The sequence below is a fragment of the Actinomycetota bacterium genome, from assembly GCA_040754375.1.
Lineage (GTDB): Bacteria > Actinomycetota > Acidimicrobiia > Acidimicrobiales > AC-14 > JBFMCT01.
On the sequence record JBFMCT010000002.1, the window covers coordinates 97,177 to 111,167 of the forward strand.

The window sequence follows — 13,991 nt, forward strand, 5'->3', positions numbered from 1 at the left end:
TTCTTGGCGTCGTGGCTGCGCCGGCCAGCCAGGCCCCGATGGCATGCGGCCGCCGGCCTTGATCCGGCAGCCAGGCGGGCGAGCTTGGCCACGCCTTGGCGAGGAACCACGAGTCGGTTGGGTAGCAGATGTCGGCCTCGATCGCCCGGCCTCGATCACCCGGGCTTGACCGCCCGGGCTCTGAGGGGTTGCCCCTGATGACGGCGTTCCTGCCGGCGGCTCGGCGTTGCAACCAGGGTGGACACGAAGGCCGGCCCCCCGGCTCAGTACCTGACGTCGTCACCCATGTATATGCGGGCCCGTCATCCGAGCAGCATGGGCTGGCCGCACTGCATCGACAGGGCGGTCACGTCGGCGCTGCCGATGTCGATGCCGAAGGCGCTCAGCAACGGCGTCAGAACGCTGTTGTCGACGTTGCCGATCAGCGGGGTCAGGGCGTTGATCAGGGCGCTGACGATCCCGTCGAGCAGTCCGAGGTTCACCAGACCGAGGACCTGAACGTCGCTGGCGGTGAACGTTGTCAGCCCCTGGAGGCCGATGGGCTGGGAACCGGCGTGCTGGGAGGTGGTTGTGCCGTCGGGCGGGGGGAACTGGGTCGGATAGGACCAGAACTTGTCCACCGGCGGGCCGTCGACCGTGGGCACCACACTGGTCACCCCGATGCGGACCAGGTCGAGGGGCACGATCAGGACCGTGCCCCGCACGATGATGCCGTCGGCGTTGGTGGTGGCCGAGCCCGCGAAGGCCGTGGGGTCGATGGTCACGGTCATGCCCGCTCCGGCTCCGCACTCGATGTCGGTCAGGGTGCCGGTTGCGCCCGCCGCCGAGATGCGCACGGGCAGCTTGCCCCGGGCCGTCACGTTGCTCAGGCCGAGCACGTTGAGGCTGAGGTTCAGGTCGGTCTCGACGAGCAGGTCGACCTGGCCGGTGCTGACGCTGCCGCCCTCGGGGCCGAAGTAGAACTGGGGAGGTTCGATGACCTGGAGGCGCAGGCGGGTGCCGAGCAGGCCGGGCACGGTGATGCCGATGTTGGGGACGTCGACGAAGTTGCTGCCGTTGGCCACCTGGGCGGCGGCGGTGATCATCTGCAGGACGTTGACCTGCGAGGCCAAGGCCATTTCCTCGGCTCCCTGGGCCACGTTGATGAACTGGCCGAGGGCGATGTTGGTGGTCGAGGTCACGGCCAGGCGGAGCACGTTTACGATGTCGGCCCGGGCCACGTCGCCCTGGGCGTTGAGGGCGTTGGCCATGGCCTGCAGCAGGGTCGAGACCGTGATGTTGGTGTCGAGCAGGCTCTGGGTGTCACCCACTGTGTAGCCCAGGTTGGCCAGCTGGAGGCGCAGGGCCTCGAGCGAGACGTGGCCGGTGGCCAGGCCCTGCCAACTGGCGACCGACAGGTTCACGGCGCTGCCCCGGATGATGCGTCCCACGAAGTTGTTGAGGATCGTGGCCCGGGAGGAGTCGACGGTCACCAGCGAGGAACCGATCATGAACCCGCCCCTGGGCACCTCGCCAGCGACGGCGGTGGCGACGATGGGCCGGCCACCGGGCCGGAAGACGTAGTCGATGTCGGACGTGACGGTCACGCAGACCGTGCCGGCCCCGGGCATGGGGACGCAGGCACCGTCGGTCTTGACGCCCTCGACGGCCACGATCGTGTTGCCGCCGCCCAGGGGGAAGTTGTTGCGCACGGCACTGGCCTCGGCCAGGGCCTGCATCTGGGACAGGTCACGGGCGGCGTCGAGGGCGGCCAGGTCGGCCACCCGCTGGTCGTCGCGGCGTTCCTGGGCGATACGGCCCAGGTCGACGGCCAGGGCGGCGGCGATGACGGCCACCACCACGCCGACGGTCGACATGACCAGGATCGCACCCCGCTCGTCGCGCCGGGCGGTCAGCTTCTTCATCGTTGTCCCCTTCGCCTAGTAGATCTGGACGACGGCCAGCGACCGCAGGTTCTCGGGCGTCACGTTCTGGATGATCGGCGCCGCCGGCACGACTTCCCGGGCCTTGTAGGGAAGGTCGATGGCCACGCAGATCGTCATGGGGCTGCCGGCCGGCGGGCTGGACGCCCCACATCCCGACCCGGGCGTGAACCAGCTGATGGTCACGTCGCCGGGCTGGTAGTTGTTCCCCAGCCAGTCGAGGCGGTTGTTGACCGTGGCCTGGGCCTGGGCGATGGCGACAGCCGGGTCACTGATGCCGACGGCTGACCGCGCGCCCTCGGCGGCCGCGTTGGTGACGCTCTGCTTCACGGCCAGGGCCATGCCGAAGACGATCAGGCCGTACAGAAGAAGGAAGAACGGTATGGCCACGATGGCGAACTCGACAGCGGCAGCACCGGACTCGTTGCGGCGGCGCACCACCCGGAGAGCCCGCAGGCGCGGAGGGAGGAAACGTTGGCTCACTCTGGCTCCATCGACGGTGGGGAACGGACTCTGTGGGTATCGGACGGTTCGGAGTAGGCCTTTAGACCTATTTTTCGTTCAAGTCCCGGTCGGGTCGGGCCGAGAACTAGGGGGCGGACCACCGGACTGCCGGGGGCCCCCTACCGAGTTCCTCAGCAACTGACCGGGAGATGTGATGGCAAAACGATCCAACCTCATCGTGGTCCTGGGCCTGGCCGTGTTCTTGGTCGGCGCCGGCGCCACCTACCTGCTTGCCCGTGACGACGGTGGCTCGGCCGCCAGTGGCCCCCGGGTCGCCGTGCTCTACGCGGCCAAGCCGATCCCTTCGGGCACCTCGGGCGGCAACGCCCTCAACCAGGGCCTCGTGAAGAGCAAGCAGATCCCCGAGTCGGCCAAACCGGCCAACGCCCTGACCGACCCCTCGCAGCTGGCCGGGCTCAACGCCGTCCTCGGCGTGCCCGAGGGCCAGGTCCTCACCGCCGACCAGTGGGCCCAGGCCCAGACCCGCATCGGGACGCTGACGATCCCCGACGGCAAGACAGCCCTGGCTCTCGAGCTGGCCAACGTCCCGGGTGTAGCCGGGTTCGCGGGCGCCGGCGACCGCATCAACATCTACGGCCTGCTGTCGGCTGATGCCAGCCAGAGCCAGGCCAAGCTGATCATGCAGGGCGTCGAGATCCTCAATGTCAACGGCTCGACGCTGGCGGGCGCGGCCGGCCGGCCTGACGGAGCGGGTCTGGTGTTCCTGCTGGCCGTCTCCCCCGAGGAGGGCGAGCAGCTCGTCTACCTGACCAGCTTCCAGCGCCTCTACTTCGCCCTGGCCGCCAAGGACCAGCCGCCCGTCGGCGGCACCCCCGGCGTCAACGCCGGTCAAGCCCTCAAGACCCTGTAGGAGCGACACCATGCGCAACCCGAAGATCCTCGTTCTGGAGCGCGACCCGGACCTGGCCAACCAGGTCCGGAGCGTGGCCGGCGAGCTCCGTCCCCGGCCCGAGGTGGTCCCTTGCGACCGCCCGGGCCAGGTGGGCGACATGCTCACCGAGGACGGCCCGTTCGACGTGCTGGTGGCCGGGCCCTCGCTGGGCACCAAGTCGGGCCTGAACCGGCTCCAGGTCATCCACGACGAGCTGCCGGCCATGAGCATGGTGCTGGCCTTCTCCGAGAGGCCCGAGGCCCAGCTCCGGGACATCGTCCGCACCGGTGCCATCGACCTGCTCCACCTCCCCGTCACCGACCGGGTGCTGCGGGAGACTCTCGAGCGGGCCGTTGCCCTCAGCCGGCCGGTGGCCAACACGGCCCAGCTCCCGAGCCCGGCGGCATCGACCCCTCAGACGGCCAACGTCTTCACCATCGCCTCGGCCACCGGCGGTTGTGGCAAGACGTTCTTCGCCACCAACCTGGCCTACTTCCTCCAGCACCACACCGGGAAGCGGACGTGCGTGATCGACCTCGACCTGCAGTTCGGGGAGGTGTCCACGGCGCTTCGTCTGCGGCCCCGCTACTCGATCGCCGACCTGCTCAACCGCGACGAGGAGGACGGCGACCTGGCTTCCCACCTCGATGAGTACATGGTGGTCCACGACACCGGGATCCACGTGCTGGCTGCCCCCAAGGACCCCTCGGACGCCGACCGGATCCACCCCACCGACGTCACCAAGGTCCTCGAAGCGGCCCGGTCGAAGTACGACTACGTCGTGGTCGACACGCCCGCCCAGCTCAGCGAGGTCGTGCTGGCCGCCTTCGACCTGTCCAGCAGCCTCTACGTCATGGCCACGATGGACCTGCCCAGCGTGCGCAACATGGGCGTCTTCCTGAACACCCTCGACAAGCTGAAGATCCCCAGCGACAACATCAACCTGATCCTCAACAAGGCCGAGAAGGACGTCGGCCTCGACGTGGACCAGATCACCAAGCTGTTCTCGCAGGGCTTCCAGGCAGTACTGCCCTATGCCCGAGAGGTCAGCAAGTCAGTCAACGTCGGCACCCCGATCCTGGCCTTCGCGCCTACCTCGGAGATCAGCCGGCGCCTCCACACGGGCCTCGTCCCGCTCCTGCCGGCCGACAACGCCCTCCGCCTGCCTGTCGTCAACGGTGTCGGCAAGCCCGAGGGCTTCTTCGCCCGCATGTTCCGTCCGCTCCTCAAGCCGACCCAGTCGTAGAAGGGGAACCGTGAAGCTCTCAGACAAGCTCGCAGCCATCGAAGAAGAGGACCGCGTGACCGCGGAGCCGCCCCGGCCCCGCCGTCCCGGTCAGCAGCAGCCGGCGGCGGCCACGGCTGCCACCCCCGGTAACCGCCCCCGCACGGCCGCCGCGTCGGCCGGCTGGCAAGCCAACAAGCGCAAGGTGAGGGAGCTGGTGCTGGCCGAGGTGGCCCCCAAGATCGGGGGTCTCTCGGGTGAGCGCCTGGCCGTCGAGGTCCGCAATGCCCTCGACGCCATCCTCCAGAGCGAGCAGGTGAAGATCTCCCCGTCGGAGCGTCGCAAGTTCGTCCAGGAGGTCATCCAGGACACGCTTGGCTACGGCCCCCTCGACCCCATGCTGGCTGACACGTCGATCACAGAGATCATGTGCAACAGCTTCGACGACATCTGGGTGGAGCGCGACGGCCGCCTCCAGCACACGGGTGCCTCGTTCACCGACGACGCCCAGTACCGCCAGGTCATCGAGAAGATCGTGGGAGCTGTGGGCCGGCGCATCGACGAGGGTTCGCCCATGGTCGACGCCCGCCTCCCTGACGGTTCCCGTGTCAATGCCGTCATCCCGCCCCTGGCCATCCACGGTTCGGTCCTGACCATCCGAAAGTTCGCCGCTGACCCGTACACGGCCAAGGACCTGATCAACTTCGGCACGTTCACCCTCGACCTCACGGTGGTGCTCGAAGCGTGCGTCCGGGGCAAGCTCAACGTGCTGGTCTCGGGAGGTACCGGTACCGGTAAGACGACGAACCTCAACGTGCTGTCGTCGTTCATCCCCGAGAACGAGCGCATCATCACCATCGAGGACGCGGCCGAGCTCCAGCTCCAGCAGGCCCACGTGATCAGCCTCGAGGCCCGACCGCCCAACGCCGAAGGCGCCGGCGAGGTCCGCATCCGTGACCTCGTGCGCAACGCCCTCCGTATGCGTCCCGACCGCATCATCGTGGGTGAGGTCCGGGGCGGCGAGGCCCTCGACATGCTCCAGGCCATGAACACCGGCCACGAGGGCTCGATGACCACCGTCCACTCCAACAGCCCCCGCGACGCCCTGAGCCGGCTGGAGACCATGGTCCTCATGGCCGGCTACGACCTACCGGTCCGGGCCATCCGCGAGCAGATCTGCTCCGCCCTTCACCTGGTCATGCACCTCGACCGCCTGCCCGACGGGCGGCGGGTGGTGACCGCTCTCACCGAGCTCCAGGGCATGGAGGGCGACACGATCCTCATGCAGGACATCTTCAAGTTCCGCCAGAACGCTCGCGGCGAGGACGGCAAGCCCGACGGCGAACTGGCCCCCACGGGCCTGCGGCCCAAGTTCCTCGACAAGCTGGGCGAGGTCGGGGTCGAGATCCCGGCCAAGGCCTTCCGGCCGCCCGCCCCGGCCACCCAGCCGTCGACTCGCCTGCGCAACGCCAAGGTCCCCAACATCTCCCAGCTCGTACGACCGGAGAGGGCACGATGAGCACTTCACTTGTTGCATCCATGCTGCTGGTCGGTTTCGGCCTGTCGCTGGTCGTTGCCGGCTGGCTGGTCAAGGTCCGCAACCGGGACAAGATGCTGGCCGAGATCCTCGACCTCCCCTTCGGGGAGCGCGACGTGCGGGTGGAGGCGCTGACCGAGACCCGCAGTCCCATCGTCGAGGGGACGGTCGGGTTCGCGGGCCGGATGGTGACCCAGTTCGACGCCAAGGGGTCGCTCAAGGCGTCCCTCGAGCGGGCCCGGATCCCGATGAAGCCGGCCGAGTTCGTGGTGATCACGGCCTGTTCGTCGGTCGCGCTGGCCGCCCTTCTCTACGGGCTGACCACCGTGTGGCTATTCGGCCTCGTGGGCCTGGCCATCGGGCCCATCGGGGCGCAGGCCGCCATCAAGCGCCGGATCGCCGGGCGCCGCAAGAAGTTCGAGGCCGCTCTGCCGGACGCGCTGAGCCTCATCGCCTCGTCCCTGTCGGCCGGTCACACCTTCCTGCGAGCCATCCAGATGATGTGCGAGGAGTCCGAGCCCCCGATATCGGAGGAGTTCGCCCGGGTCGTCAACGAGACCCGCCTCGGGGACCCCTTGGTCGACGCCCTCAGCCGTATGTCGCAGCGCCTCCAGATCCGGGATCTCGACTGGGTCGTGCAGGCCATCCGCATCCAGCAGACGGTCGGGGGCCGGCTCGCCGACCTGCTGCACACCCTGTCCGACTTCATCCGGGCCCGTGACGAGGTGCGCCGGGAGGTCCAGGTCCTGACGGCCGAGGGCCGTATCTCGGCCTGGATCCTCGGCGGCATGGCCCCCTTCATGCTCTTCATGATCCAGACCATCAGCCCCGGCTACATGGAGCCCATGTACCAGGGGTGGGGGATCGTCGTGCTGGCCGGGACCGCCGCCATGGTGGCCATCGGCGCGGCGATCATCTTCCGCATGACCAAGATCGAGGTCTGACGATGGACCGTCCGACGACTCCCCGCAAGACCCTGCCTGGAGGAAACCACCGATGAGCTCCCTCGGCATAGCCATCACCGTCTCTCTGGCCTTGGCCGGAGCGCTCATCGCCTACGCGGGCGTGAGGGCCCAGCGCCCGGCGCTCGATGCCGGCGAGTACCTCCGCCAGCTCGACGACGAGAACGGCCCCACCGACGAGTACGAGCGCCGGCTGGCGGAGCCGTTCGTCATGCGCCTCGTCCACCCTCTGGGCCAGGCCCTGGGCGGCATCACCAAGCTGACGCCCAAGAACTACGTCGAGAACGTTCACAAGAAGCTGCTGCACGCGGGCATGGCCAACTCGGTCAGGGCCGAGGAGTTCGTGGTCGGCCAGATGGCCCTGACGGCCGTGCTCACCGTGGGTGCCCTGCTGTGGGTGGTCTTGAGCGAGCCGGTCGCCAGCCGGGCACTCCTCGTGCTCCTGCTCCTGCCGGCCGTGGGCATCATGCTGCCGGCCTCGTGGCTGCAACGCAAGGTCGACGCCCGCAAGCTGGCCATCTTCAAGGACCTGCCCGACACCCTCGACCTTCTGGCCATCTCGGTGGAAGCGGGCATGGGGTTCGAAGGCGCCCTCGACGTCGTCTGCCAGCACTTCCAGTCTCCGCTGGCCGACGAGTTCCACCGGACCTTGAAGGAGATGGAGCTGGGCCTGCCCCGGCGGGACGCCTTCCAGAACCTCAAGCGCCGCACCGAGCAGCCCGAGCTGTCCAACTTCGTGCTCGCTCTCATGCAGGCCGACGCTCTGGGCATCCCCATCGGCCGGGTGCTGCGCACCCAGGCGGCCGAGATGCGGGCCAAGCGGCGCCAGTGGGCCCGGGAGAAGGCGGCCAAGCTGCCTGTGAAGATGCTGCTCCCCCTCACCCTGTTCATCTTCCCGGCCATCATGATCGTGATCCTCGGCCCCGCGGCCCCCGGTTTCACGAGCGTGCTCGGCAACTAGCCCTTCCGACGATGAGCCGCCGCGCTCCCTTCCAGCCGTTGGTCAACGGCGTGCGCTGGGGGACCCTGGCCGCCGGCCTGGCCGTGGCCCCCTTCCGGGGACCACTGGCCCGGCCGGTGGTCACGTGGGGGCTCATCCTCCTTACCTACGCCATCTGGCGAACGTACCGGCCCCTGGCCCTGCAGCCCGCGGTGGCCAGCCCGGACCCAGCCCGGCGGGCCCTCGCCCTGCTGCCCTACCTGGGTGAGGTCGGCCTGGCCTCGGCCGCCATCGCCAGCACCGGTTACTGGGACTCGCCCTTCGCCTTCTGCATCGTTACCGGCGTGGTGGCCGCGGGCTTCGCCCGAGGCCACTGGTTCGCGGCCCGCCTGGCCCTAGCTGCCGGGCTAGCGGTGAGCGTGCCCTACGCGATCACCAGCGACGGCTCCACCGGGCGGGACCTCCAGGTATCCGGCCAGTGGATGGTGGAGCTCCTGCTGGTCGCCCTGCTGGCCGGCTACGCCCGGCGGATCTTCGGCGACGCCCAGCGCCAGCACTCCCGGACCATGGACCGCATGGCCGAGCTGGTGGAGGCCAACGAGTTGCTCGTCTCCTTGCACCGCGTGGCCCAGCACCTGCCGGCCTCGCTCAACCTCAAGAGCGTGGCCGATTCGACGGTGGCCCGCCTGAAGACGATCGTGGCCAGCGATGTGGCCGCCGTCCTCGTCCGTGACGAGGCCACATCCCGATGGGTCGTGGTCGCGGCCGAGGGCACCACCGTGGGCCGGGCCTTCGAGGACCACGAGCTGCCTCCTGCCCTGGCATCGACCATGGCCTCGAGCGTGGCTTCTCTCGCCTTGGTCCTCGGCCCGGGGGAGGGCCTGGGACCTGAGGTCCTGTCCCACTCGGGGCTCTATGCCCCGCTTCGGGCCCGAGGGGCGCTGGTCGGCCTGGTCGCGCTGGAGCATCACGCCCCCGGGTTCTACGGGCGCCGCGAGCTCCAGCTCCTCGACGGCTTCATCGAGCCCGCCGCTCTGGGGATCGACAACGCCCGCTGGTTCGCCCGGCTCCGGGCCATCGGCGCCGACGAGGAGCGGGTGCGCATCGCCCGCGACATGCACGACCGGCTGGGGCAGTCCCTGGCCAGTGTGGCCTTCGGTCTCGACCGCGTGAGGCGCCGTACCGACGACGACGTCCTGCGCAAGGAGATCGACGAGCTGCGGTCGGAGGTGCGCGAGGCGGTGGCCGAGGTGCGAGAGACCCTCGGCGACCTCCGGGCCGACATCAGCGACGACCGCGGCCTCGTCGAGACCATCGTGACCTACCTCGACCGGGTCGAGGGCCGATCGGGCATGGACGTCAACTTCAGCCATGACGCCCCTCACCGCCTGCCGGTGGTGCAGGAACGCGAGCTCTGGCGCATCGCCCAGGAGGCCATCACCAACGTCGAGCGTCACGCCCGCGCCCGTCACCTGAGCGTGCGCTGGGAAAGCGGCGGAGGGGACGCCCTGCTCGTCGTGGCCGACGACGGGCGGGGCTTCGTGCCCAACCAAGCCAAGGACGGCTCGTTCGGGATAACCGGCATGCGCGAGCGGGCCGATGCCATCGGAGCGGTCCTCGATGTCGACTCCGTGCCCGGAGGCGGCACCGTCGTGCGCTGCCGCCTGGGCAGTAGCCCGTGACGGGCAAGCGACGAGCGCCCGCCCCGGGCGCCCGCCGGTGACAGATGGGAGCCTCATGAACACCATTGCTGATAGGACGGGCGCTGTGAACCCTGCCGCTGACGGCCGCCAGCCCCGCCTCCTGCTGGCCGACGACCACCGGATGTTGCGCGATGGCCTGCGCCGTTCGATGGCCGACAGCGGGATGGACGTGGTCGGGGAGGCATCCAACGGCGAGGAGGCCGTCCGCATGGCTCGCGACCTACGCCCCGACGTGGTCCTCATGGACGTCACCATGCCGGTGCTCGACGGGATCGAGGCGACCAGGCTCATCCGCGCCCAACTGCCGTCGACCCAGGTCGTGATACTCACCATGCACGGCGACGCCGACCTGATGACCAGGGCGTTGCAGGCCGGGGCCGCGGGCTACGTGGTCAAGGACTGTTCGACCGAGGAGGTCGTAGCCGCCGTGCAGCTGGCCTGCGGCGAGGGCGGGCTCTCCCAGGACCTGGCTGGTTCGATGCTGGTGGAGGCCCGCCGGTTGAACAGCCGCGAGGCGTCCCTTATCAGCGCCCGGGAGGAGGAGGTCCTCCAACTGGTGGCCGACGGCCTGTCGCTGCCCGAGGTGGCCGCCCAGCTGTTCATCAGCCTCAAGACGGTGAAGAACCACCTGGCTTCCATCTACCAGAAGCTCGACGCCCGGGACCGCACCCAGGCCGTGGTGCGCGCCGTCCGCCTGGGGATCATCCGGCTCGACTGACGAAGCGGTCGCCGGGGCCCGGCCCGGAGGCGCTTGTGGTGCGTGGGATAAGGGAATCCCGAGAGTGAGCCGAATGGCCCATCAAGGTGATGCCCAGGGATCTCGATACATGTACTACAAGGCCCCGGAGGTGGGGTCGACAGAACAGGAGAGATCAATGGACCTCGTGGCCTACTTCAAGACCCACATCGCCCCCTACCTGCGTGCGACGTTCGGCAAGTCCGAGCGTGGTGCGGCCCTCGTCGAGTACGCCCTGCTCGTGGCCCTCATCGCCGTGGTCTGCATCGCCGCCATCCAGGTCCTGGGCGACAACGCTGACAGCACCTTCTCCAACGTCGGCAGCCAGATCGGCGAGGCTGGCGGCGCCGGCTGATCCTGGGCACAGGTTCCCTGACCCCCGGTCAGCGAGCGAAGAAGCGGGCCTCCGGGCCCGCTTCTTCGCGTGTGTCGCCGAGCCGGGAACGGGGCGGTCGGCCGCCTGGGGAGGGTTTAGACACCACCCCCCTTGGCGCCCCGGGGGTCACCCTGCCCGGCGGAAGACCACCCAGTCTTCATCGCTGAAGGCCTGCCGCCACCTGGGGTCGAGTGTCAGCAACTGGGCGAGGGGGAGGTCTCTCGACCACAGCACGACGTTCACGCCGTACCGGTCGATCACCCCGTCCCACGTCCTTGCGCCCCTGAGCAGGTCGAAGTAGTCGTCGGACACGGCCACGGGGTACATGTCGACCCGGTCGTCGATGAACACCTCGACGCTGCGCCCGAAGCGGAGCTGGAGGTAGTTGCCGACCACGTCTTGGTGGGCCAGACGGTTGGGGGCTTCGAGCAGGCCGTTGGCCTCCAGGAAGTCGACAGCTTCGACCGGGTAGGTGTCCAGCCGGAGAGGCTGGTTGTTCCACGTCCCGATGCCGAACAGCAAGAACGCGGCCGCCAGCGTGGCGGCCAGCGCGCGGTTGGTACGGAGTTGGGTGGGTGTGGCGCTGGGCCGGGGCCGGGCGCTCTCAGGCCGCCGCATGATCCGCTGGAGCACGGGGGCGAGCACGACGGCCAGCAGCGGAACGTTCCGCACGGCGTACAGCGACAGGATGAGGAATACCATCGCCGGTACGGCGTCCCGCCACGTCAGCCGGGCCCGGAACAAGAGGGTGAGGACCACCGCCAGGACCAGGAGGGAGATCATTACCCGGCCGCCGTGGAAGTCGGGTGACCGCCATTCCACAACCCGGGCGAACACGGCGCTCTTCTCTCCCAGGGTGAGCGGGAAGAGGAGCAGCTTGGCCCCCAGGGGGTTGGCCACCGAGAGGGCGAGACCTCCGAGGAAGGCCCACACGTAGCGGGCGGTGTCCTTGGGCCAGTAGCGCCAGTCGAGCCACTCGCCCGCGGCCCGGGCCCCGAGCCAGACCAGCCCGATGGGGAACGAGCCGTGGGTGTTGGCCCACACCCACACGATCGGCAGCAGCAGCCACGGGGTTCGCCGCTTCTCGACCACCGTGACGACCAGAGCGAAGCAGATGAGGCCGAACATCAACGGGCGAGGCGACCAGAACGGGGCCCCCAGGCCCACGGCCAGGGTGGCCGAGAGGCCGGTACGCAGCGGGGTGCCGGCCCGGGCCAAGCGGGCCACGAGGAAGGCGAGCAACGCCATGAGCAGGGCGTGTTGGAGGACCACGAGCCTGAAGCCGCCCAGGTTCTCGAGAGCGCCGTAGCTCCACGCCGCCAGCCAGCTCTGCACGACCCACTCGGCGCCTGCGGCCGTATAGGAGTACGGGTCCTCACGAGGGACGCCCGCGCCTCCGGCCATGTCGATGCCCGTTCGCAGGTGGGTGAACATGGAGTTGTCCGAGATCGGCAGGGCGCCGAGCCGGAAACCGAAGAGCACGAGGGCGGCGACGAACAGCGACTCGAGGCTGGGTGCCCGTAGGCGCCTCATCACGGTGGGCAAGGCCTCACCCCCTCGCCGGCCCGCGCCGGAACTGCGTGGGTCGTGGTCACTGGGCTGAGTATTGCCTCGATCGTCGCGGTTCGCCGCCGCCCTCGTCGGGAAGCCGGGCGGTTACCCGGTGGGGCCCCCAGCCTGCTCCCCACCCGGGTCCTCCTGGCCGTGCCCGGCCTGGGCGTCGGCTCCCGGCTCGGGGGCATCGGCTCCCGGGGGGGTGCCGCCGGCGGCCGCGGCCGCCTCCTCGGCTGCCAGCTGGGCGGCGTACTCGGCTGCCCACGCGGCCTGGCCCTCGGACTCGGGCGTGAAGTCGGCGGCCGGGTACTCCGCTCCGATGTAGTTGCCGTGCTCGTCGTAGGCGTGCTCGCCGAACGCCTCCTGGTACTCGGGGGCCACGACACCGCCCTCGGCCGCCTGCTTGATCGACAGGCTGATTCGCCGGCGCTGGAGGTCGAGGTCGATGATCTTGACCCACAGCTCCTCGCCGGGGGTGACGACCTGCTCGGGTAGCTCCACGTGGTGGGCGGCCATCTCCGAGATGTGGACCAGGCCCTCGATCCCGTCACCCACCTGGACGAACGAACCGAACGGCACGAGCTTGGTGACCCGGCCGTAGACCAGCTCGCCCACCCGGTGGTTGTTGGCGAACTCTTGCCACGGGTCCTGCTGGGTGGCCTTGAGCGAGAGGCTGATGCGCTCGCGGTCGAGGTCGACCTCGAGCACCTCGACCTCGACCTCGTCGCCCACCTGGACGACCGAGGACGGGTGGTCGACGTGCTTCCACGACAGCTCGGACACGTGGACGAGACCGTCCATGCCCCCGAGGTCGACGAACGCCCCGAAGTTGACCACCGACGAGACGGTGCCCTTGCGGCGCTCGCCTGGCTTGAGGTTGTCGAGGAACTCCTCGCGCTGTTCCTTCTGGGTCTCCTCCAACCACGCCCGGCGCGACAGCACGACGTTGTTGCGGTGCTTGTCGAGCTCGATGATCTTGGCTTCGAGGTTGCGGCCCACGTAGGGGATCAGGTCTCGCACCCGGCGCAGCTCGACCAGGGATGCGGGCAGGAAGCCCCGCAGCCCGATGTCGAGGATGAGGCCACCCTTGACGACCTCGATGACCGGCCCCGAGACGACGCCGTTCTGCTCCTTGATGCGCTCGATCGTGCCCCAGGCCCGCTCGTACTGCGCCCGCTTCTTGGAGAGGATCAGCCGGCCCTCCTTGTCCTCCTTCTGGAGCACGAGGGCCTCGACCTCCTCGCCGAGGGAGACGATCTCGCTGGGGTCGACATCGTGGCGGATCGACAGCTCGCGTGCCGGGATCACGCCTTCGGACTTGAACCCGATGTCGAGGAGGACCTCGTCTTTGTCGACTTTGACGATCACACCCTTGACGATGTCGCCGTCGTCGAACTCGACGATCGTGTTGGCGATCGCCTCCTCGAAGGACATGCCCCCGAGGTCGTCGTCGATGACTGTCCGGTAGACGTAGTCACCCTCTGTCTGGTTCCCCGAGGTCTCCTCGGCGGCCGCCGGGGCCGCCTCGGTCGGGGTGGTGGGGGCGCTCTCGGCGGGCGCCACCCCCTGGGGTTGCTCCCCGCCGGTCACTTCTGTTGCGCTGTCGGTCGTAGCGGCCTCGCGCTGCGCTTCGGCCTGGT

At 69.3% G+C, this 13,991-nt stretch carries 12 protein-coding genes; 8 read left to right on the plus strand and 4 right to left on the minus strand.

The window, feature by feature from the left end:
- Nucleotides 1-302 precede the first annotated feature (302 nt).
- Nucleotides 303-1,904 (minus strand): pilus assembly protein TadG-related protein, encoded by a 1,602-nt coding sequence (locus AB1673_01565; protein MEW6152663.1) that lies wholly within the window; start codon nucleotides 1,902-1,904, stop codon nucleotides 303-305.
- 15 nt (nucleotides 1,905-1,919) lie between these two features.
- Nucleotides 1,920-2,405, minus strand: coding sequence for a TadE/TadG family type IV pilus assembly protein (locus tag AB1673_01570; protein MEW6152664.1), 486 nt, complete (start codon nucleotides 2,403-2,405; stop codon nucleotides 1,920-1,922).
- 175 nt (nucleotides 2,406-2,580) lie between these two features.
- Between AB1673_01570 and cpaB the strand changes: the two genes are divergently transcribed.
- The 8 genes from cpaB to AB1673_01610 all read left to right on the plus strand — a co-directional run bounded on the left by cpaB (nucleotide 2,581) and on the right by AB1673_01610 (nucleotide 10,776).
- On the plus strand, nucleotides 2,581-3,297 hold the full coding sequence (gene cpaB, locus AB1673_01575) for a Flp pilus assembly protein CpaB (protein ID MEW6152665.1): 717 nt from the start codon (nucleotides 2,581-2,583) through the stop codon (nucleotides 3,295-3,297).
- A 10-nt stretch (nucleotides 3,298-3,307) separates the two neighbouring features.
- On the plus strand, nucleotides 3,308-4,564 hold the full coding sequence (locus tag AB1673_01580; protein MEW6152666.1) for an AAA family ATPase: 1,257 nt from the start codon (nucleotides 3,308-3,310) through the stop codon (nucleotides 4,562-4,564).
- A gap of 10 nt (nucleotides 4,565-4,574) precedes the next feature.
- Nucleotides 4,575-6,062 carry a CpaF family protein gene (locus AB1673_01585; protein MEW6152667.1) on the plus strand — a complete coding sequence of 496 codons (1,488 nt, stop codon included), beginning with the start codon at nucleotides 4,575-4,577 and terminating at the stop codon, nucleotides 6,060-6,062.
- A complete protein-coding gene (locus AB1673_01590; protein ID MEW6152668.1) occupies nucleotides 6,059-7,024 on the plus strand; it encodes a type II secretion system F family protein in 966 nt (321 codons plus the stop codon). Before AB1673_01585 ends, AB1673_01590 begins: the two co-directional genes overlap by 4 nt.
- Nucleotides 7,025-7,076: 52 nt before the next feature.
- Nucleotides 7,077-8,003 (plus strand): type II secretion system F family protein, encoded by a 927-nt coding sequence (locus AB1673_01595; protein ID MEW6152669.1) that lies wholly within the window; start codon nucleotides 7,077-7,079, stop codon nucleotides 8,001-8,003.
- Between the two features lie 11 nt (nucleotides 8,004-8,014).
- The gene (locus AB1673_01600; protein MEW6152670.1) at nucleotides 8,015-9,664 is read left to right on the plus strand and encodes a GAF domain-containing sensor histidine kinase; all 1,650 of its coding nucleotides are present in this window, start codon (nucleotides 8,015-8,017) and stop codon (nucleotides 9,662-9,664) included.
- A gap of 85 nt (nucleotides 9,665-9,749) precedes the next feature.
- Nucleotides 9,750-10,403, plus strand: coding sequence for a response regulator transcription factor (locus tag AB1673_01605; protein ID MEW6152671.1), 654 nt, complete (start codon nucleotides 9,750-9,752; stop codon nucleotides 10,401-10,403).
- A gap of 157 nt (nucleotides 10,404-10,560) precedes the next feature.
- Entirely contained in the window at nucleotides 10,561-10,776 is a 216-nt protein-coding gene (locus AB1673_01610; protein ID MEW6152672.1) for a Flp family type IVb pilin, read from the plus strand.
- Between the two features lie 147 nt (nucleotides 10,777-10,923).
- On the opposite strand, the gene AB1673_01615 is transcribed toward AB1673_01610, so the two are convergent.
- Both AB1673_01615 and rpsA read right to left on the minus strand, forming a co-directional pair.
- The gene (locus AB1673_01615; protein ID MEW6152673.1) at nucleotides 10,924-12,342 is read right to left on the minus strand and encodes a hypothetical protein; all 1,419 of its coding nucleotides are present in this window, start codon (nucleotides 12,340-12,342) and stop codon (nucleotides 10,924-10,926) included.
- 111 nt (nucleotides 12,343-12,453) lie between these two features.
- Nucleotides 12,454-13,785 (minus strand): 30S ribosomal protein S1, encoded by a 1,332-nt coding sequence (gene rpsA, locus AB1673_01620; GenBank protein ID MEW6152674.1) that lies wholly within the window; start codon nucleotides 13,783-13,785, stop codon nucleotides 12,454-12,456.
- Between the last annotated feature and the right edge of the window lie 206 nt (nucleotides 13,786-13,991).